The following is a 21,404-nucleotide window of genomic DNA, read 5'->3' as shown; positions in this document are numbered from 1 at the left end:
AAAATTGGCTACGTCGTCCTATAAGTACTGTGGTGTTCACGTATTTAGTATACGCTCCTCGTCTTATGGACTCCTTGCTCTTTTTGAAGTTGAACTTCGTATACATCTATTTATTTATTCAGAGGTTATTAATATGGCACTTGCTACTAAGGTAAAAGAATTTTTAGAAGAAAAATTAAAACAAGAAAAGATAGATCGTAAATATCTTGCTCAAGTTACTGATATTCCTTACACGACCGTTAGCAGAATTATGAGAGCAGAAGTTAATCGTGAATTTAATCCTGAAATAGATACTATTTTAAAAATAGCAAAATATTTTAATTGTACTATGGATGAGGTAATAAAAAGAAAAGTACAGCATAATTCATAAAGCTTGATACAAGCGAATTTTGCATGACTCGCCTGTGCTCACATAGTTTACCTACTGCTTTCGCAGGCTCACATTTAAATTCATCTTGTCTGAATTTTTCTGAAATATGCTGTACCTACGAAATAAAACATAAAATATGACAACAAAAAATAAAAGAGTTCTTCAGAAATTCGCTTATAGAGAGGAATTTAAAGGAGACACGGAACATAGCACCGCAGCGTATATAGACATACGTGAGGATGCGAGTACCGGTTCGACGTCTAAATTACCTCTAGAAGTAGAATTTCCGAAGAACTATAAAGGACTGATTATAATTTTATCTTCCCCTTCAGGTACAGGTAAGTCAAGTTTAGCTAAAGCATTATTGAAAATAGATAATAATTTACGTTTATCTATTTCAACAACTACAAGAAAACCACGTTTAGGAGAAGTAGAGGGCATAAACTATTACTTTAAGACCGGTCTAGAGTTTGAAGAATTAGTTAAGCAGAATAAATTCCTTGAATATGCTAAAATATACGATAATTATTACGGTACGCCTAAAGAATATGTCGAAATGTTATTAAATCAAGGCTTGGACGTTTTGTTTGATATTGATTGGCAAGGAGCAAGGAGTATTAAGAAAAATGCTGCTAATGTTGTTGCTATATTTGTATTACCTCCTAGTATTGAAATACTGGAACAACGCTTAAGAAATAGAGCGACTGATAATGAGGAAGCAATAAAATTACGTATGCAGTCAGCACAAAATGAAATATCACATGCTAATGAGTACGATTATGTAATTACTAACGATGACTTTGACCGGACACTTAAAAAAATACATGCGATTATAGTTGTAGAACGAGAAAAAGTATTTTGACTTTGTCGTTTTTTCTTTCTATACTGAAAATTAGAAGTTATATTGCTAATTTTCAGTACTAGTTTAAATGCTTAGAAAACAATTCCTTTCATCAATCATAAAACATTTTAAAACTCATAAAGTTTGTGCCTTGTTAGGACCAAGGCAGTGCGGAAAAACTACCCTTTCTAAACAATTCGCAGAAGCTTATAATATTCCTAAAATCAATATTTTTGATCTTGAAAATCCCTTAGATTTAGCAAGATTAAATGAACCGATGCTTGCTTTGTCTGATCTAAAAGGATTTGTTATTATTGATGAAATTCAGTATAAACCGAATCTATTCCCTATTTTAAGAGTTCTTGTTGATACAACTGATATTAAATTTTTAGTACTAGGCAGTGCATCAAGAGACTTAATTAAACAAGGTTCTGAAACACTAGCAGGTAGATAGGTTATATTGAAATGACACCGTTTACCTTATCTGAAGTGTCAGGTACTCAGCAATTATGGATACGCGGCGGATTTCCTTTATCATATCTTGCAGATGATGAAGAGTTAAGTGCTTTATGGCGTCAGAATTACATTAAAACATTTTTAGAAAGAAGATATACCAAATTTAGGTTTTACAATTCCGTCTATGCAGTTACGTAGGTTTTGGTTAATGCTTTGCCATTATCACGCTAATATATTTCATGCCTCAGAACTTGGAAATTCTTTATCTATCTCATATCATACCGCAAAGCATTATTTAGATATTTTAGAGGGAACTTTTATGATCCGTATTTTGCAGCCTTGGTATGAAAACCTTAAAAAAAGACAAGTTAAAACCCCAAAAATCTTTTTTAGAGATAGTGGAATATATCACGCTTTATTAGGCTTAAATAATTATGAAGCTTTAAGCACTCATCCTAAAATAGGTGCATCATGGGAAGGATTCGTCTTAGAACAAATTATTAGATATTATAAAGCAGAACCCGAAGAATGTTATTTTTGGTCATCTCATAATGGAGCAAAAATAGATCTTTTAATTTTTAAAAATGGAAAACGTTTGGGGTTTGAAATTAAATATACAAATACACCGAGTATTACAAAATCAATGCAAATATCTTTAGAAGATTTAAAACTTGATCAAATTAATATAATATTCCCAGGTGATATTAGCTTTAAATTGTCAGAAAAAATACAGGCAATAGGTTTCTCTGTCTTAATTCAAAATGATACAAAAGCTGCAACTATATAGAGTCACAGCTCTTAGAATGTTATATTATTTCACATACGCCTTTTTTAGCACCTTTGCCGACAAGTGTTGTTTGCTGAGCTGCATAATCATTATGCATTTTATCAAAAGTTTGATCAACTGTTAAATATGTTGCTCCGGTACTATTAGGTGAGCTTACCATATTGTTCATAGGTTGAGATTTTATCTCGTTTGATAAAGTTGTTGTTTTAGTTTTAATTCTTTGTAATGCTGCTAATGCATCCATATCACCACTTTGTTTACTCATATTTGCTCCTATATTTTATTTTTTAAATTTTATCTTATCCACACGTTATTTTGTTTTTTTTGTTGAACTTGATTACTTTGCTCAACTTGGTGATTCTTCGGGGTAGCTATTGGGTTATTTAAAGAATCTTTTATTTTATCAGCTTCACGTTGAGTATTAATTTTACTACATATATTTTTACGTACATCTTGCTCTTCATTGCTTAAATTTTTATTATTGACTATTGCTTCTTGTTGGTTATTGAGTAAAGAATGCTTCTGTTTAAATTCTTGATGTTTGTTAGGATCTAGAGTATTTTTTGATTTTTCTATAACATCTCTAAGCTGATTTATTTTTTCTTGATTTTCTTGGTGAAATACCTTAACACTTTCTATTTCTTCTTGAATGTGTTTTTGAACTTTTTTAGCTTCTTTGACTACAGTGTTTTTAACTGCTAGATTTTCTTTCTTTACTTTTAAATTCTCTTCTAATTCCTTAATTTGTTCAGGTAATAAATTTTTATCTTTTAATTTCTCAGTTAAATCATTAATCTCTTTTTCTATAATCTCTTTTTCTTCATTAGCTTTTTTAACTATTATATTTACTTTTTCTTGTTCCTCCTTAAGTTCTGCAAATTTTTGTCTACGTTCTTCTATTTCTTCTTTAGTTAAAATATTTTTATTAATCGCCTGCTCATCGATTATCTCTTTTCCATTTTCATTTATTCTAACCATTGTTGCTATAGGAGAAGATAATTTTTTATATTCTTCTGATTTTCTCTTAAATCCATCATGGATAGCATTAAGTTCTTGAATTTGCCTTGCAGCTTCCATTTTATATTTTATTATTGCTTCTTCCCGTTCTCTTTGTTCTTCTAACTGTTCTAGCTCTTTTTGAGTAATTTCAGAATTAAGCTGGCTTTCTGCTAGTTCTTGCTTTTTTAATGCTATAGCCTCTACTTTTTCTGCTATATCATTAATAAAAGAACTATCGGATTTAATATTTCGAGCTGCACTGACTAATCTACTTAACTCTGCAGGATTATTAGTAGCGGTAATTTGAGCAAGAATAGCTTTGATATCATTAAGTGCTTGAGGATCAACTATTTTTTCTTTTTGTGGATATTCTTTATTCGTAATTTTACTCACAATAACCTTTTATGTTTTATGTGTGTTTCCATCATCCATAAAACGTTAACAAAAGTTAACAATTAAGTCAAGAACATTTTAACAAAAATTAATTTTGTATTTCTAGCCATTGATTTAATAACTCATCTAGCTTCTTTTTATCATGAGTTAATTGATTTGTGATCTGAGTGTATTTTTTAGGATTATCTAGATATAGATTAACATCTTCTAGTGCTTGTTCTAGATTTTGGATTGATATTTCTAGCTTCTCAATATCATTTGGTAATGTTTCAAGCAAACGCTGATATTTATAAGATAGCTTTTTATTTAGAGGTTCTTTTTGAGAAGTTAATGGTAGTGGTTTTGAAGTTTTTTTGGCTATAGGAGAGGTAGTAAAATACTGCTTATAATCTTCATAACCTCCTGTCAGGTCATGAATTTTACCTTGAGCGAAAACTAAAGTTCTAGTAACTAACCTATCTAAGAAGTCACGATCATGGCTCACGACTATTAAAGTGCCTGAATAATCTGCAAGTATATCTAGTAAAATTTCCAGACTATCCATATCGAGGTCATTAGTCGGTTCATCTAAAATTAACAGATTTCCAGGGTTAATTAGAATTTTTACAAGTAATAATCTATTAGCTTCACCGCCTGATAAAATAGCGGTTTTTGCATTAAGTAGTTTAGGATTAAACATGAATTGTTTTAAATAACCGGCAACATGCATGGTTTTACCGTTTGGCAAAAATACTTGATCACCGCCTGTAGGACATAAAGTTTGTTGTAATGTATGATTAGGCTCTAGTTTTTCTCTATGTTGATCAAAATATGAAATATCTAAATTACCGCCATATATAATTTTACCGATTTCAGGAGTAAGCTGTTTTGTTAGTAGTTTGATAAAGGTAGATTTACCTGAGCCGTTTGCACCGATTATACCGATTTTCTCGCCTTTTTTTACACGAAAGCTAAAATTATCAATAATTTTAGTATTTTTATAACTAAAAGTAATATTATCTGCTTCAATAATGGATTTACTTTTAGTTATATTTTCAGCAAGCTCTGCCCTAACTCTTTGTTTTGAACTAGCTAGTTTTTCAGTCTGTTCTTGTGTTATTGCTCTTAAAGCTTTCAACTCTGCAAGTCTCTTTCGATTCCGCTTACGTCTAGCAGTAACACCGGCATTTAACCATTCATTTTCTTGTAATAGTTTTTTATTTAATTTCCGAAGAGCGGCTTCTTCTTGTTCTATGATAATTGTTTGCCATTCATCAAAAAATTTAAATCCTTTATCGGATTTACGTAAAATCCCTCGATCAAGCCACCAAATTTTATTAGTGATGTTTGAGAGGAATGTCCTATCATGACTAACGCAAATAATAGCACCATTATAAGATTTAACAAACTCTTCTAACCATTCGATTGTTTCAATATCTAGATGGTTAGTCGGTTCATCAAGTAGTAATATTTCCGGCTCTAATATTAAAGCTTTAGCAAGGCTTGTTCTTCTCAGTTGACCGCCTGAATAGATTGATAAGTTATCTGCTCCGTTGATTTGTAATTTTTCTAGAATTATATCGATTTGGTATTTATCTATTTCTTTTGTATTATCTGTTTGTTGTAAGACAAAATCATAAACAGTTAGATTAGTTTTTATAGAAATATCTTGTCTTAAATAACCGGTTGTAACTAAAGGATCTTGAAATAACTCACCGTTATCTAGCTCATAATCACCTGATATTACTTTCATTAAGCTTGATTTCCCGCAGCCGTTACGTCCTATAAGACAAATCTTATCGCCTTTGTACAAATAAAGCTCTAAATCAGATAAAATTACTTTATCCGCAAAGCTTAAGTTACCGTCTTTAATGTAATAAATAGGGATCATAGTTTACTATTGACTAGTTTTTATGTCATTCCCCGCGTGGCATTGTTGCGTGGGCCGGTAAAATCCATTGTGTCACCCCGTAGCTTGACCACGGGGTCCATAAAAACAATTTAAAATACTAATATTATTAGTATTTTAAGCTGGATCCCACGATCAAGTCGTGGGGGGGATGACAACGGAAAATCGATCCACGCAACAATACCTTACCGCGGAAGCGGGAATCCAGAAAAGATAACCTTAATATTGGTACAAAATTACATATTTGATAGAATAAACATATAAAAACAAGTTTTTATATGTTTTACTGGATTCCTGCCTATGTGGGAATGACCTTAGTTAAAGGTCGGTAGACGAAGTTTAATTTGGAAAAGAGTAAGGAGTCCATAAGACGAGGAGCGGAGCGTATAACTTAATACGTGAGCACCACAGTACTTATAGGACGACGTAGCCAATTTTCAAATTAAATGAGTATACTCTTAATCACTAAACTAGCATTAGTACCGCCGAATCCGAACGAGTTGGAAAGCACGTAATCTATCTTAGTTTTCTTAGCTTTAAGTGCAACTAAATCTATCTTAACCTCATCCATAGGGTTATCTAAGTTTAAGGTTGGCGGTGCAATCTGATCTCTAATTGCAAGAGCTGAAAAGATAAACTCAACGCTTCCTGCCGCACCAAGCAAATGTCCTATTGATGATTTAGTAGAAGACATTAGAACTTTGGGATTTGCTTCTAAAAATAATTTTTGTACGGCTGCTAATTCTATTCCATCACCAAGTGTAGTAGAAGTACCGTGTGCATTAATATAATCAATCATATCGGGAGTGATAGCTGCATCTAGCATTGCATCTCTCATCGCTCTATAAGCCCCTCTACCTTCAGGATGTGGGGCTGTCATATGATATGCGTCACCTGTAGTGCCGTATCCTATAACTTCACCGTAAATTTTAGCACCTCGATTTACGGCATGCTCATATTCTTCTAAGACTACAACGCCTGCTCCTTCACCCATAACAAAGCCGCTGCGGTCTTTATCCCAAGGTCTTGAGGCTTTTTCAGGATTATCGTTATATTTAGTACATAATGCTCTAGCAGCAACGAAACCTGCAACTCCAACAGGTGTAACTGGAGCTTCTGCACCGCCTGCGACCATAACGTCTGCATAGTTGTGCTTTATCATACGCATAGCATCGCCTATAGCATGTGCCCCTGTAGAGCAAGCTGTTACTGCCGCTTGGTTCGGACCGCTAAAACCGTATTTTATAGAAACAAGACCGGATAAAAGGTTAATTAATGAGGCTGGAATAAAGAAGGGACTAACTTTGCCGTTATTTTCTTGATAAAGTTTGATAGAGGTATCTTCGATCATTTTAAGCCCGCCGATTCCTGAACCTAATATCAAGCCAGTTCTATCACGAGATTCTTCATCTTCGGGTAACCAGCTGCTATCTTCAACTGCTTCGGTTGCAGCTGCTACTCCATAATGGATAAATTTATCCATTTTACTTAGTCTATTAACGTCATCTGCTTGTGTGAAATTTTCAAGTTTAAATCCATCTTTCTCAGAGTTATCTATAAGTCCGGCAATTTTACACGCAAGTTTAGAAGTGTCAAATTCCGTAATAGTTTTTATACCGCTTACTCCATTTACAATATTTTTCCAAGATGAGCTAACATTAAGCCCAACAGGAGTAACAAGTCCAAGTCCGGTAATAACTACTCTTTTATTTACTCTTTGATTCGACATTTTTAATTATCTATTAGGGATTTAATGTATGCAGATTAAGATTGGCGTTCTTTGATATATTTTATAACATCGGATACGGTTTTAATTTTAGTGGCTTCATCATCAGGGATATCAATACCGTATTCAACTTCTATTGCCATCATTAACTCTACGGTATCAAGGCTATCAGCTTTCAAATCTTCTATAAATCTTGAATCCGTAGTTATTATCGATTTATCTTTATTTAGCTTTTCAGCAACCATTTCAATAACTTTCTGTTCGATCTTGTCCGTTGTACTCATAATTTTGAACTCCATGAAATCATTTAATTTTATATGCCATATAATAGCGGTTATTCAGCTATTAGACTTTATTTTAGCTGTATGAATATTTATTTAAAATATTCATAGCATTTTATCTTTAAAAGAACTTCTAGCACAAAAAATTATTTTATGCTAGCATAAAATAATCTTATTAATTTTTATACCATTAACATACCGCCGTTTACATGTATAGTTTGGCCGGTAATGTATGATGCCTGATCGCTTGCTAAAAATGCGACTGCGTTTGCCACATCTTCCGGCATACCGTAAGTGCCTAGCGGAATTTTTTGTACTATGGCTTCTCTTTGTTTTTCGTTTAGTTTATCGGTCATATCTGATTTAATAAATCCTGGAGCTACTGCGTTAACCGTAATTCCTCTGGTTGCAACTTCGTAAGAGAGCGATTTGGTCATACCTATTAAACCTGCTTTAGAAGCACAATAATTAGCTTGCCCAGGGTTACCTGAAATTCCTACTATTGAAGATATGTTAATAATGCGTCCATACCTGTCTTGCATCATTTTTTTTATTGCTTCACGATTTAAAATAAAATTTGCTTTTAAATTAATATCAATAACTTTGTCAAAATCTTCATCTTTCATTCTGATTGCTAGCGTATCGCTAGTAATACCGGCATTACATACTAAAATATCTAGCTTTGATGCTTTAGATATTAAATTGCTGCATTCTTCCTTATTTGCAAGGTTGCATATTGCTATCGTATAATTATCTTTTAAAGCATTTCCAAGGGATTTTAATTTTTCCTCATTACTACCGCTAATAATTACATGGCTTCTGAGTTTGTGCAGTAACCTCGCTATAGCTCCGCCTATGCCTCCTGAAGCTCCCGTAATTAAGGAAGTTTTACCTGTTAAATCAATCATTTTCTTCCTCCCTTTGATCAAGATTTATATTAGTAATTTTTGACGATTTTTCACGTATTATTTTCTCAATTTCGTTGGAAATTTGTGGATGTTCTTTTAAATATTGTTTGACGTTTTCACGCCCTTGACCTATGCGTACGTTATTGTAGGAAAACCAAGAGCCGGATTTCTCAACAATATCAAGCTTAACTCCAAGGTCGATTATCTCGCCTTCTTTTGAAATACCTGAACCGTACATTATATCAAAATCTGCAGTTTTAAACGGAGGAGATACTTTGTTTTTGACTACTTTTACTTTGGTTTGGCTGCCTATTACTTCTTCTTTATCTTTAATGGAGCCGATTCTTCTTATATCGATCCTAACAGAAGCATAGAATTTCAAAGCATTACCGCCAGTCGTAGTTTCAGGACTACCGAACATCACACCTATTTTCATTCTGATTTGGTTGATGAAAACAGTAATACAATTGGTACGATTAATTGATGCGGTAAGTTTACGCAAAGCCTGGCTCATTAATCTTGCTTGAGAAGCCATTTGGGCATCACCCATCTCGCCCTCAATCTCTGATTTTGGTACTAAAGCCGCAACACTATCTATTATTATCATATCAATACCGCCGGAGCGAATTAACGTATCGGCAATTTCTAGGGCTTGTTCACCTGTATCGGGCTGTGAAATAATAAGCTCATCAATATTTACGCCTAATTTTTTAGCATAAGCAGGGTCTAATGCATGCTCGGCATCAATAAAAGCACATGTGCCTCCTTTTTTCTGTGCTTCGGCAATTAAATGTAATGTTAAAGTAGTTTTACCTGAGCTTTCAGGACCGAAAATCTCAATTATTCTACCTTTGGGAACACCACCGATTCCAAGAGCTATATCTAGCCCAAGTGAGCCGGTCGATACGGCTTCTATATCAACATTCGGACGCTGCCCTAGTTTCATTACCGAACCTTTACCGTAGCTTTTTTCGATTTGTGCGAGTGCTGCGGCAATGGCTCTTTCCTTATCTGTATTTGACATACATTTCCATATTATAAACTTATCAATTAAAATATAAGCTTGAGAAAGAAAAATCAAATTTTATTTATGTTATTGTGCTTGTAAGATTAAATCTTGACTTCCATGCTAGGTGATGCTTAGATGTTAAATTTGCTTGTGTTATGGTTAATTGATATGGACTTGCCTACTATGTTACTTGTCACTCTCCTATTAATTATAGGTCTTGACCCTTGTATGCAAATCCAACTGAATTGACCTAGGACTGTTAACAAAATAAATTTTAAAGCTAATTAAATTACTTGTTAACGGTCCCATAGTTCCCGAAAAAGATAGATTTAGTAAAACCCTTATTAAATAACTTATCACATATGGTATCACAATTCCCACAAACTGAATATATCGCTAAAAATAATTCATCATCTACATCTTATAAATTTAGATGGCATATTTTAATTATTTTAAGCATTTGCTTACTTTTGGTATCGATGGATGCTACAATCTTGCATGCTGTTATGCCTACTATAATCCTTGATTTAAAACCATCTAATTTACAACAATTATGGATAATCAATGTATATGCATTAGTATTATCAGGTCTTCTAATTACCGCAGGTGCATTAGGAGATAGATTTGGTCGTAAAAGATTATTACTTTGAGGGCTTTTAGTTTTTTCCATCGCTTCAATGTTAGTTTATGTATTTGATAGCTCATGGGGATTAGTATTATGTCGTGCTTTACTTGGGTTAGGAGGATCAATGATTATGCCTTCCACTTTATCTATATTGCATAACATTTTTACTAATACACATGAACGTATGATCGCAATATTCCGTGTGGGGAATAATGGCAACCATAGGCAGCTATAAGACCCGTACTAGGAGGAGTATTGGTTGAGCTTTTAAGTTGGCAATTTGCATTTTTTATAAACGCACCTATTGCATTAGTAATTATTGCTTTTGGCATAGTTTGGATTCCTGAATCATCTAATCCTAGTAATGAACCATGGGATTGGATAGGAGTATTTCAATCGTTTTTTGGGATGGCAGCTTTAGTTCAAGGCATTAAGATGTTGGCTAAATACGGTATTATGAATCTAGCATCCGGCGGAATGCTCTTAATTGGCATTGTGTTACTAATAATATTTACCTTACGCCAACTTAAAAGCGATGATCCGTTAGTGGATATGTGTTTATTCTTAATTAGCAATTTTAGTATAGGAGTAATAGTTTATTTGCTGATTACTTGTGTCTTAGAAGCCATAATGTATCTTATGTCCTGATGGTTACAGTTTATCAAAAGGTTAAGTCCTTTATATGCAGGTCTTTATATGTTGCCTGCAGCAGTTTTTGCTTTAATTGCATCTTTAGTTATGCCATATTTACTCACACGATTTACCGCACGTGTAATAATGTTTAGTGGGCTTTACTAACTATATCATTGATTTTGCCTAGTATATTTTTAGACTATAGAGATTTATTATCGAATACTATACATCTTGGACTGCTTGGTATAGGAAGTAGTCTATGCCTCTCTACCACCGTAACAGTTATGATAAATGCAGTGCCGGCAGAGAGATACGGAGGTGCAGCAGCACTACAAGAAACAGCATATGAACTAGGTAATGTATTAGGTATAGCTGTTATTGTGAGTATTACGTCTTTTATATATAGTAACAATCTAGTAATCCCTCACGGTGTTTTTGTATCAATGGCAGAAATAGCTCGTGACTCAATTGGTGAAGGAATAATTATTGCTCAACAACTACCACCTTCATTTGCTCACGAATTATTAAGGAGGTTAATATTGCTTTTATAAATGCATTTAATATAGTAGGTATTATTCTAGGAATAATCATGCTAATATTGGCGGGTGTGATTATGTATGTTCTTCCTCCTTTTAAAGCATCTACCTCTCTACATTAATAGCTTTATTACATGATGAAACTGGTATAGAAACCTTACCGTCTTTTGCTATTTTTGCACTATTTATCATAATGGTTACTATAATTATTTTAGTGCGTATTTTTATAGTAGGTAGTTAATAAAATGAGATGATGATATTTTCAAGGCTATAAATCATTACTAAATATTTTTTCTAATTCTGCTAAGCGTTGTTCTATTCTTTCGATATCGCTTTTTGTTATAGGTCTTTCTAGTAAATCTGCTATCTCGGCTCTTAGATTTTTTGTATTTTCATTTAAAGTAAATTCTATGACGAGTCTAGAGATGGTTTTAGTATTTTGGTCAGACATGTTTGCTCCCTATTGATTAAACTTAAATTGCTCAAGTTTCAACCACCGAAGAGAAATAAACTCTTGGTGGTCTATGTATTTAATAAGTGTTTAGAATAATGCATAATTCTAGATACTGTAAGGAGGTAACGATGGTGGTCAGGTTATTAATTTAATTATAATTAATGAACCGTGCCCCGGTGTGTTACTCCTTACTTAATTTGGTTCCAAACAATCAATAGAGCAAGGGGTTATTCACGATCAACCATTAAGATCAAGTGAATAACCCCCTAGCTCGTACATAGGACAGGAGAGAAAAACATAACAAAGCATATTTTTATAGGTATCGATGTATCTGAAGATACTTTAGACGTCTGGTTACACCCATTGAATAAATATAAAGTTTTTAATAATGATCAAAAAGGCATTAATGAGCTAGCCGAATATATAGCAGGTTATAGTATTGCTAAAATTGTAATTGAAGCTACCGGTAGGCTTGAATATAAAGCGGCAAACACCTTATAAAAAGCAGGATATTTGGTGTCAGTAGTTAATCCTTATTTTACATCAGCATTTAGAACTATGAGAGGTAAGTTTACAAAAACTGATACCATCGATGCACAAATGTTAGCATTATTTGCAGAAAAAATTAACCCTGAATCTAGAAAAGTAGCGAATGAGATAGAAAAAGAATTAAAAGAACTTACAGCTAGACGTAACCAATTAATTACTATGATAGTATCTGAACACAATCGCTTACGTAGAGTTACTAATCAAAAAATAATTAATAGTATAAATAATGTTATTGATTTACTTAATAGCCAAAAGGAAGAAGTAGAAAAGCTTATATTACATCTTATTTTAAATCTAGAAAGTTATAAAGAAATTATAATTTACTCATTACTATTCCAGGTATTGGCTCGATTATAGCAATAACCTTAATTACAGAATTACCGGAGCTTGGTAATTTAAATTGTAAACAAATAAGCTTCTTTAGTAGGGGTAGCACCTCACTGTAAGGAAAGTGGCAAAACAAGATTTAAAGCAAAAACTAAAGGTGGTAGAAAAACGGTACGGGCAGCATTATATATGGCAGCTGTTATGTCTGTAAGATGTAATTCTGCAGTTAAACCTTTTTATAAAAGACTTGTAGAAAAAGGAAAGGCCAAAAAATTAGCTCTTACTGCTGTAATGCGAAAGATAATAATAATTATCAATAACATTGTTAAAAACAAACGACCTTGGCAGGAGCAATATAAACAAATTATCTTGACTTCTTAAACACAAATCACCAGGGCGTTAATAACACCGTATAGAACAACAGCTATGATAGGCTTTAAGCTTAAAGTTATACCCTATAAGCCCTGAACATACCCTATCATCCCCCCGATCAAAAGAGTCAAGGATTACATCAGTTTTGTGAGAAATGCTCTCACTTTTGGCAGAGGTTTCGACACCCTGAAACAGCACTTTGCTGTTTCAAGTATCATTTTATATATAACTTTCAAAAAGTCAATGATGGTTTGTTATGGTACTAACAATGTTCTATACTTGAAGATCCAGATGGTGATGATCCATCGGCTAATAATGGTATTTCATGATTTTGTAACTCTTCTTCTAGAATATAATGATATTCTCTGTTTGAGGTTTCATCAATTCCAAGTAGTGTCTCGAATATTTTCTCAAGACAGTTTTTGTGTTCTTCGGATTTAGTATCTGTTTTCCTTGACTCTTTTATTAAAGTTGCAAAGGATTTAACAGTCATAAAAGTATCCTGTCCATTAAGAAGGGTACATATTATATGTAATGTGTTACCTAAAGAATTTATATTAGCAAATATGTTAGAGATAGAATTTAACTTTATAATTGCTTTATCTAAATCTTGTGTTTTTGATTTTAATAGAGAGATATCATAATCTTGACCATGTAAATTTATCATATCTTGATTAGGATTGCTTAATATTGCCAGTATATCTGTTAAATTTCCAATTCCTATAATTTCATCTAATATAGCTTGATCTTCAATTAGTATTTCAAGTGTTTTATCCCCCAATTTTAACTTTGAGTTTTCATACTTTAACTCTAAATTTTCGTTTTTTATATTTCTTCCCTTATACCAATCCCATCCATATTTAACTGTATACCCTAAGATAGCACTTACAACTAATGTACCTACTGCTACTGCAGCGATGTAAGCACCGCTATATCCACAGTCATTTGTATCATTGTTAGGATTTTCCGTGGTAGAGGGAGTGGTTGCCTCAGTATAAGCTTTACCAAGTTGATCTAAAATATGTTTACCTATTTCTGTAGGAGAGACATTATCCAAAGATATACCTAAACGATTTAGAGTATTTTCAAGAGTATTGATGAACGATTCATGAGGAATTAGAGTGTCTTTATAAGTGTTATAGTTTTGTAAAGTATTTATAGCCTCTTCTGTAGTGCATTCATTTAAACCTAAGAAATCAGCTCCGTTAGTTTCGGTAATATTGCCTTGTGAGAACATATAATCATGTGTTACTTTATAAAGCTGATCAAAAATATTGACTGTACCGTTTTGATTAGGTGTTACAGCTTGTTGTAAAAGTATATGTGGATTATTTTCTGCATCGGTAAAAATGTTATTTATTGGAGTATCTAAACCTTTTATGCATTCTGTGTGCAGTATTGAAAAATCATCAGGCGAGTCTTGGAAAGAGTATTCAATATTTTTCCAATTACAATGTGCATTGTTTACTAGGAAGCCTTTTTTAAAAGTTCCCTCAACAGTATTATATACCGATGAAAGTATAGTATTACCTAATTTATGAACGATATGGTTTACATTACCCGGTAAACTGCTTATCATTTCGTTTGAAAATATAGGCATAACACATTTAAAAACGTTTGAATTTAATACAGGTGCCATAATTATTACTCCTTTAATTTAAATTAATAAAACCATAAAACATGGTTTCTAGAATATATTAATGTTTTTGTCAAGAGGAAGTTATAAATAAATTAATATATGAGAGAAAGGATTTGAGATAGGTTATTATGATTAGACCTTTATGTCATTCCCGCGAAAGCGGGAATCCAGGCAAGCATATAAAAAAACTTGTTTTTTATGCTTATTTCATCAAGCTTGTACTAATTATTAAGCTATTTATTCTGGACTCCCGCGAAAGCGGGAATGACGTAGAATGAGCTATACAACATTACTTTCCTATGCAGAAATTTTTAAAGATTTCGCCTAGTATTTCTTCTACGTTAATAACGCCCGTAATAGCACCGATACAGCGTGTTGTCATTCTAATATCTTCAGTTGCTAAGGCTAAATCATTATCTAAGCTAAAAGCCGTTAAATGCGAGAGAGCTTGTTTTAAATAATGACGATGACGCTGATTTGTTATGTAAGGCGTTTCGGTAAAACCTGCCATATTTTCAGCAATATTTTCGATATTTTTCAATATATAGTTTAAGGCTATATTATTCTTAATCGAAACTCTTAAGCATTTATATTTATCTTCAATTAAAAATACTTTGTTCGGTTCTATAAGATCGATTTTATTAATTATTACGATAGTATTTTCATCAATTAAATTAATAATATCTTCATTTATAGAGGAGTCTAATTTTTCGGCATCAAACATAATAATTTTAATATCCGCTGTTTTAGCCGAATTTATAGCTCTTTTTATACCTTCTTGCTCGATAATGTCGCTACTTTCTTCTCTTATACCTGCTGTATCTTGCAAAATAATAGGGTAGCCTCCAATGTCTAAATGACCCTCAATTATATCTCTAGTAGTTCCTGCGATATTTGAGACAATCGCTATATCTCTTTGCATTAAAAAATTTAGTAAGCTAGACTTACCAACATTTGGTGGACCGATAATTGCAAGCTTAAGGCCGCTATTTAGTAGCTCTCCTCGTCTATTATCGTTAAGATAATTAGATATTTCATTTACAAGGTTTTTATGAGTGTTATTAACGTCGTTAAGGACGCTATCCGGTATATCTTCATCAGGGAAATCTATATAAGCTTCAAGCAGAGAGATAATTTTTAAAAGCTGACTACGCCAGTTATTATATAATTCTTCAAGCCCGCCGCTTGCTTGTCTAATTGCTTGCCTATGCTGCATAATGGTTTCAGCATTAATTAGATCGGCTATCCCCTCTGCTGCTGTTAAATCGAATTTGTTATTTAAAAAAGCTCTTTTGGTAAATTCTCCTGCTTCTGCCAAACGAATATCAGCTATATTTAACAATGCATTAATAAGCATTGTAGAAATAGCTTTACTGCCGTGCGTATGAATCTCGACTACATCTTCGCCAGTAAAACTATTAGGTGATTTAAAATAAACAACCATAGCATTATCAATTAGCTCCTTAGTTTCAGGGACTGTAATTTGTTGATAATACATTAATCTCGATTTAAAGTCCTTTCTACCGGTAAGTAGCTGTAACACTTCTAAGCTTTGAGGACCGGAAATCCTAAAAACCGCTACGCCTGCTTTACCGAATGCAGAGCTTTGTGCAAATATCGTTTCCACTTATTTTCTATGCCTCTTGCTTAAGTTATTTTATATAATATAATAACAAAAGAAATAATCATATTATTATTACTTGAGAAAATCATGACCCCAAAAACAACCTCTTTAAACTTTAGTCGTTTAAATTGTCAAATCCCGAATTATAAAACTAAAATTCTAGAACTTAGCAAGGAACGTGAGTCAAGTTCCATATATATAGATTTTGTTCAAAAGTTTTTAAATTATATTCCGATAGATTATGATTTTGAGAATAGAGAAAAATTATTCCAAAATTTTGCAGATGAAGCCTTTAAGTTTTTTAAACAAAGGGTAGAAAGAGCAAGAAAAATAGTAATAACAAAGGCAGTTATCGAAAATGATCCGACAATAAATGTCTTGATATTGCTTGATAATAAGCCGCATATTGTTGATTTTATCATATGTCTGCTTAAAAACATGAATTTGCAAACTAAGTTTTTACTCTATCCGGTAATAAACTGCGTCCGAAATAGTAAAGGAGAATTAGAAAAAATATTAGAAAATTCTGTGTCGGATGAAAAATCAGAATCGATACTACATTTAACCATTTTAGGAAATTTTGACGATAAAACTACTACATTTTTAACCGAGGCTATAAATGAAAGATTAGAAGAGTTAGAGCAAAGCTATAGCCATTTACCGCAATTACTCACAAAATTACAAGATTTATCTAAAAATATAATTGATAATGATAAATTAAATTTTGAAGAGGCTAAAGAATTCTTAAATTGGTTACAAAACGATAATTTAGTTTTATTAGGGACTCTTGATTTTGAGGTAAAATCTTTAAAATTAAGTAATGAAATAGGAGCAGCAAAAATATGGCAAGAAGTAAAAGACGAGATTGATGATATTATAAAATGTTCTGCTAATCCTTTATATCAAAATCAATTAATAATACTCGGTAAAATAAATAGTGCGTCGCTTATCCATTCAGATAATTTAATCGACTATATCTTAGTAAAAAAATTTGATTCTTCAGGTGGATATATTTCAGGAAGTATAATTTTCGGCATATATAATTCAAATATGTATTACCATTCAATAAGTAATATTCCAATCCTACGACAAAAATTTAATTTTGTAATTGAGAAAGCTGGTTTTGCATTATCCGGTTATAATGCCGATAAGTTAAGAATTTTAATGGAGTCGTTACCGAGAGAAGCTTTAATACAAATTGATCAAGGCGATTTATATTGTATGTGTTTACATATGCTCTCAAGTATGATGAGTAAGAAGCTTAAATTGTTTATTCAATATGATTGGTCGAGTTCTTTTCTTAATATCATAATTTTTCTGCCACGAGAACGTTTAACGGCTGAAATACATAATATGATAGATTGTTATTTAGCGGAAAAATTCGGTAGTAAAATTTTATCCAACTATATCACCGAAGTAGCCGGTAATTTTTCTTATCTTTTTGTAACGCTTGAAGCACAAGGGGAACATAAAATAAATTTTGAAGCAGAAATAATACAGCAAGATTTAGATCGTATCTCTACACGTTGGAGTGAAGATTTTTATTTGAAGCTTTCTAAAAAATTCGGCGAATATCAAGCAGGTATTAATTTAAAGCTTTTTGATAATGTTTTTCCGGCAGACTATAGGCAAAAATTTTCTCCGGAAATAGCTTTAGTAGATATTGAATATCTAACGGAAGCAAGCAAGTCACAAAAATGTATGTTTAATCTAGTTTCTGTAAATGAAACGGAATTTTACTTAAAAATATATAGTCCAAAAGTAAAACTTGCCCTTTCTAACATATTGCCACCAATCGAAAATTTAGGTTTTAAAGCAATTGATGAACAAACTTTTGCAATTAAGGAGGCCCTCGAAATCAAAGAAAGCTGGATATATAATTTTATCTTAACTTCTATTGTACCTGTAAAGGATAATATTACCGAATTAAAAATAAATGTTGAAGAAGCTTTAGATAAAATGGCACTTGGGATGCTTGCTAATGATTCTTTAAGTAAATTAATAGTGCTTGCCGGTTTTAATTGGAAACAAGTTAAATTAGTAAAAGCTTTAACAAGATATTTACATCAAACGGGATTTAGTTACGGCAAAGGTTATGTACAGTTAACGTTACTTAAACATCCCGAATATACAAAAATGTTGGTAAATCTATTTGATATAAAATTCAATCCTAAATACTCTGATAATAGACATCTTCCCAAACCAGCTTATAGAGAGGAATTTAAAGGAGAGACGGAACACAACACCGCAGCGTATATAGACATACGTGAGGATGCGAGTACCGGTTCGACGTCTAAATTACTTCTAGAAGCGAAGTTTGGGAAGATGTCTAATAATTGTGACGTAATTAAAGACAAACTAAATAATTACTTAGTAACCGTTGAGATGAGTAGTGAAGATAAAGTACTACGTAATATGCTTGGTATAGTTAATGCCATTACTAGAACAAATTACTATCAACCACATAAACATATTTTTTCATTTAAGTTTGATTCTTCAAAAGTACCGGATTTGCCTAAACCTGTTCCGTTTGCCGAAGTATTTGTTTATTCTAGAAATTTTGAAGCTGTTCATTTAAGAGGCGGTCCCATATCACGTGGGGGGCTTAGATGGTCGGATAGAGCAGAAGATTATAGGCTTGAGGTCCTTGGGCTTATGAAAGCACAAATGACGAAGAATTCCGTTATTATCCCTGTCGGTTCTAAAGGCGGCTTTTATGTTCATTTTACTGAGGAAGGGCTTACTCGTGATGAATATATGGAAAAAGTGGTAGAATGCTATAAGAATTTCCTAAGAGGTTTATTAGACATAACAGATAATATCATTGACGGTAAAGTAGTACATCCGAAAGACGTTATTATTTATGATAAAGAAGATCCTTATTTAGTGGTTGCTGCCGATAAAGGTACAGCCTCATTTTCGGATTATGCTAATAGTGTGGCAAGAGAATATAATTACTGGCTTGATGATGCTTTTGCTTCCGGTGGTTCTGCAGGTTACGATCATAAAAAAATGGCTATTACTTCTAAAGGAGCTTGGATCTCCGTAACTAATCACTTTAAAACTTTAGGGTTAGATGTCCAAAAAGACCCTATTACCGTCGTAGGTATAGGAGATATGTCGGGAGACGTATTCGGTAACGGTATGCTAAGATCAGAGGCTATTAAGTTAGTCGCCGCCTTTAATCATAAACATATATTTATTGATCCTACTCCTGATCCTTTATCAAGTTTTAATGAGCGTTTGCGTTTATTTAATTTAAAGGGTTCTAATTGGTCCGATTATGATTCTAAGCTTATTTCTAAAGGAGGCAAAGTATTTGAACGCAGTAGTAAATTAATAAAATTATCACCGGAAATTAAAAAATTACTTGATATAAATGATAATGATATATCACCGGAAGAATTAATTAAAGCTATTTTAAAAGCAGATGTTGATTTATTGTGGAATGGCGGAATAGGCACTTATATCAAAGCTAAAACGGAAAATAATTTAGAAATCGGTGATAAAGCAAATGATAACCTTAGATGTAACGGTGAAGAAATTAGAGCAAAGGTTATAGCAGAAGGCGGTAATGTCGGTGTATCACAGAGAGGTAGAGTTGAATATGCTAAAAAAGGCGGACGCATAAATGCCGACTTTATTGATAATTCAGCAGGTGTTGATTGCTCCGATCATGAGGTAAATATCAAGATTGCTTTAAGTAGTGCGATAATCTCAGGAAAAATTACTTTAGAAGAACGTAATAAACTTCTAAACGATATGACAAAACAAGTTGAAGAGTTAGTATTGCTTGATAATTATAAGCAAACCGAAGCAATAACAATTATGCAACTATCTCCTACTTTAACCGTTAATATACTTAGTCAATTTATAGATATTTTAGAAGAAGAAAAAGTATTAGAGCGGGAAAATGAATTCTTGCCTAGTGCAGAAGAATTGAATAGAAGAGCTATTAGCGGTGAAGTATTAACTCGTCCTGAGCTTTGCTTACTACTATCATATAGTAAAAGGTCGGCTTATCACGAGTTACTTAATTCTACTTTTTCTCATGATAAATATTTTGATACATATCTTATAGATTATTTTCCTGAAATGATGCAAAAAAAATTTCGTAATGAAATTTTATCTCATCCTCTTAAACATGAGATTATTAAAACCGTTACTATAAATAAAATAATTAATCAGCTTGGAGGACCGCTTATTAGTATTGTAAAGCATGAGATTGGGGCTCCTCTTTGTGATATAATAAGGTCATATACCATTATTTGTGCAATTTTTGATCTTGATGATATATGGGAAACGATAAGTAAGCTACCTACTAATATTGATTACAATGTAAAAATCGACATGTTTACCGAAATAACGAAATTAATGCGTCGGGGTATTTCATGGTTTATTAAAAATTTAAAACATCCTATTAATATTAGTGAAACTATAGAAGAGTTTAGAGTTCCTGCACAAAACTTAAGAAAAACGGTAGATACTTTATTAGTTGGAGAAACTAAAATAAGATTTGAAGAAAAATTAAATTATTATACAACTAGCGGGGTAGAGGAATCATTTGCTGCTACTATCGCTACATTTGACAATTTAATTTCAATATTTGACATTATATATGTAACAAAACAGACTTCAGGAAATAATAAAGAGATAGCAAAAGCTTATTTTGCTATAAGTGATATGTTTAGTCTTGATTGGTTACGTAAAGCTTGTGATAGGCAATTGAACGATTCATTTTGGTGTCGCTTAGGTATTCAATCGCTAAAAGATGATTTATATGACAAACAACGTAGATTATTAATAAAAATAATTAATAAATCTAAAACAACTATTGATTTAGATTTATGGATTGATAATAATAATAACTTAGTTAGAAATTTTCTTGATTTTATTAAAGAAATTAGATCTCAAGAAACTATAGACTTAAATATAATTATTTTAGCAAATAAGAAATTTGAAATATTCTTACAAAAACTTGAGTAAA

The 21,404-nt window shown here is 32.4% G+C and carries 18 protein-coding genes and 5 pseudogenes; 12 read left to right on the top strand and 11 right to left on the bottom strand.

What is annotated here, in order from left to right; all coding sequences use genetic code 11:
* Nucleotides 1-133: 133 nt before the first annotated feature.
* A complete protein-coding gene (locus RAS_RS06965; protein WP_010421206.1) occupies nucleotides 134-370 on the top strand; it encodes a helix-turn-helix transcriptional regulator in 237 nt (78 codons plus the stop codon).
* On the opposite strand, the pseudogene RAS_RS10185 reads toward RAS_RS06965, so the two are convergent.
* Nucleotides 354-476: pseudogene (locus RAS_RS10185) on the bottom strand (palindromic element RPE3 domain-containing protein); the annotation flags it as partial. The gene RAS_RS06965 and the pseudogene RAS_RS10185 sit on opposite strands and share 17 nt — an antisense overlap.
* 30 nt (nucleotides 477-506) lie before the next feature.
* On the opposite strand from RAS_RS10185, the gene gmk reads away from it, so the two are divergent.
* A complete protein-coding gene (gene gmk / locus RAS_RS06955) occupies nucleotides 507-1,232 on the top strand; it encodes a guanylate kinase (RefSeq protein ID WP_147143508.1) in 726 nt (241 codons plus the stop codon).
* A gap of 67 nt (nucleotides 1,233-1,299) precedes the next feature.
* A pseudogene (locus RAS_RS06950) lies at nucleotides 1,300-2,454 on the top strand (ATP-binding protein).
* Between the two features lie 19 nt (nucleotides 2,455-2,473).
* On the opposite strand, the gene RAS_RS06945 reads toward RAS_RS06950, so the two are convergent.
* From RAS_RS06945 to recA, 7 genes are all read right to left on the bottom strand, one after another.
* The gene (locus RAS_RS06945) at nucleotides 2,474-2,719 is read right to left on the bottom strand and encodes a hypothetical protein (RefSeq protein ID WP_147143503.1); all 246 of its coding nucleotides are present in this window, start codon (nucleotides 2,717-2,719) and stop codon (nucleotides 2,474-2,476) included.
* A 29-nt stretch (nucleotides 2,720-2,748) separates the two neighbouring features.
* Nucleotides 2,749-3,846: a hypothetical protein gene (locus RAS_RS06940; RefSeq protein WP_147143500.1), complete on the bottom strand. Its 1,098-nt coding sequence runs from the start codon at nucleotides 3,844-3,846 to the stop codon at nucleotides 2,749-2,751.
* Nucleotides 3,847-3,934: 88 nt separating this feature from the next.
* Nucleotides 3,935-5,716, bottom strand: coding sequence for an ABC-F family ATP-binding cassette domain-containing protein (locus RAS_RS06935; protein WP_147143498.1), 1,782 nt, complete (start codon nucleotides 5,714-5,716; stop codon nucleotides 3,935-3,937).
* 460 nt (nucleotides 5,717-6,176) lie between these two features.
* The gene (fabF, locus tag RAS_RS06925; protein WP_010421218.1) at nucleotides 6,177-7,463 is read right to left on the bottom strand and encodes a beta-ketoacyl-ACP synthase II; all 1,287 of its coding nucleotides are present in this window, start codon (nucleotides 7,461-7,463) and stop codon (nucleotides 6,177-6,179) included.
* 35 nt (nucleotides 7,464-7,498) lie between these two features.
* Nucleotides 7,499-7,759: an acyl carrier protein gene (acpP, locus tag RAS_RS06920; protein WP_008579292.1), complete on the bottom strand. Its 261-nt coding sequence runs from the start codon at nucleotides 7,757-7,759 to the stop codon at nucleotides 7,499-7,501.
* A 164-nt stretch (nucleotides 7,760-7,923) separates the two neighbouring features.
* Nucleotides 7,924-8,649 carry a 3-oxoacyl-ACP reductase FabG gene (gene fabG / locus RAS_RS06915; protein ID WP_147143495.1) on the bottom strand — a complete coding sequence of 242 codons (726 nt, stop codon included), beginning with the start codon at nucleotides 8,647-8,649 and terminating at the stop codon, nucleotides 7,924-7,926.
* Nucleotides 8,642-9,673 (bottom strand): recombinase RecA, encoded by a 1,032-nt coding sequence (gene recA, locus RAS_RS06910; RefSeq protein WP_147143492.1) that lies wholly within the window; start codon nucleotides 9,671-9,673, stop codon nucleotides 8,642-8,644. The genes fabG and recA overlap by 8 nt, the downstream gene beginning before the upstream one ends.
* 347 nt (nucleotides 9,674-10,020) lie before the next feature.
* Between recA and RAS_RS08820 the strand changes: the two genes are divergently transcribed.
* The 4 genes from RAS_RS08820 (at nucleotide 10,021) to RAS_RS10170 (ending at nucleotide 11,467) form a co-directional block, all read left to right on the top strand.
* Nucleotides 10,021-10,308 (top strand): hypothetical protein, encoded by a 288-nt coding sequence (locus RAS_RS08820; protein WP_232049216.1) that lies wholly within the window; start codon nucleotides 10,021-10,023, stop codon nucleotides 10,306-10,308.
* A 27-nt stretch (nucleotides 10,309-10,335) separates the two neighbouring features.
* Nucleotides 10,336-10,518 carry a hypothetical protein gene (locus tag RAS_RS10180; protein ID WP_232049215.1) on the top strand — a complete coding sequence of 61 codons (183 nt, stop codon included), beginning with the start codon at nucleotides 10,336-10,338 and terminating at the stop codon, nucleotides 10,516-10,518.
* A gap of 20 nt (nucleotides 10,519-10,538) precedes the next feature.
* A complete protein-coding gene (locus RAS_RS10175; RefSeq protein WP_232049214.1) occupies nucleotides 10,539-10,931 on the top strand; it encodes an efflux MFS transporter permease in 393 nt (130 codons plus the stop codon).
* Nucleotides 10,932-11,095: 164 nt separating this feature from the next.
* Nucleotides 11,096-11,467: a hypothetical protein gene (locus RAS_RS10170; RefSeq protein WP_232049213.1), complete on the top strand. Its 372-nt coding sequence runs from the start codon at nucleotides 11,096-11,098 to the stop codon at nucleotides 11,465-11,467.
* Between the two features lie 253 nt (nucleotides 11,468-11,720).
* Here the strand turns inward: RAS_RS10170 and RAS_RS06885 are convergent, their stop codons facing one another.
* Nucleotides 11,721-11,903, bottom strand: coding sequence for a hypothetical protein (locus RAS_RS06885; protein ID WP_147143485.1), 183 nt, complete (start codon nucleotides 11,901-11,903; stop codon nucleotides 11,721-11,723).
* A 366-nt stretch (nucleotides 11,904-12,269) separates the two neighbouring features.
* On the opposite strand from RAS_RS06885, the gene RAS_RS08815 reads away from it, so the two are divergent.
* The 3 genes and pseudogenes from RAS_RS08815 to RAS_RS10165 all read left to right on the top strand — a co-directional run.
* Entirely contained in the window at nucleotides 12,270-12,407 is a 138-nt protein-coding gene (locus tag RAS_RS08815; RefSeq protein ID WP_172616098.1) for a hypothetical protein, read from the top strand.
* Nucleotides 12,408-12,422: 15 nt separating this feature from the next.
* A complete protein-coding gene (locus tag RAS_RS06880) occupies nucleotides 12,423-12,812 on the top strand; it encodes an IS110 family transposase (protein WP_172616097.1) in 390 nt (129 codons plus the stop codon).
* A gap of 69 nt (nucleotides 12,813-12,881) precedes the next feature.
* Nucleotides 12,882-13,163 (top strand): annotated as a pseudogene (locus RAS_RS10165) (transposase); the annotation flags it as partial.
* A gap of 253 nt (nucleotides 13,164-13,416) precedes the next feature.
* Here the strand turns inward: RAS_RS10165 and RAS_RS06870 are convergent.
* Both RAS_RS06870 and mnmE read right to left on the bottom strand, forming a co-directional pair.
* Nucleotides 13,417-14,793, bottom strand: coding sequence for a DUF5460 family protein (locus RAS_RS06870; RefSeq protein ID WP_147143481.1), 1,377 nt, complete (start codon nucleotides 14,791-14,793; stop codon nucleotides 13,417-13,419).
* Between the two features lie 289 nt (nucleotides 14,794-15,082).
* Nucleotides 15,083-16,420, bottom strand: coding sequence for a tRNA uridine-5-carboxymethylaminomethyl(34) synthesis GTPase MnmE (gene mnmE / locus RAS_RS06865; RefSeq protein ID WP_147143478.1), 1,338 nt, complete (start codon nucleotides 16,418-16,420; stop codon nucleotides 15,083-15,085).
* Between the two features lie 84 nt (nucleotides 16,421-16,504).
* Here mnmE and RAS_RS10840 point away from each other — a divergent pair.
* Nucleotides 16,505-18,601: pseudogene (locus tag RAS_RS10840) on the top strand (NAD-glutamate dehydrogenase); the annotation flags it as partial.
* A 147-nt stretch (nucleotides 18,602-18,748) separates the two neighbouring features.
* Nucleotides 18,749-21,403, top strand: a pseudogene (locus RAS_RS10830) (NAD-glutamate dehydrogenase domain-containing protein); the annotation flags it as partial.
* Between the last annotated feature and the right edge of the window lies 1 nt (nucleotide 21,404).

Origin of the sequence: Rickettsia asiatica (genome assembly GCF_007989425.1) — a bacterium.
In the GTDB taxonomy this organism is placed as follows: domain Bacteria; phylum Pseudomonadota; class Alphaproteobacteria; order Rickettsiales; family Rickettsiaceae; genus Rickettsia; species Rickettsia helvetica.
The sequence above is the reverse complement of the archived record's forward strand: the minus strand, read 5'-3'. Positions and strand labels throughout refer to the sequence as shown.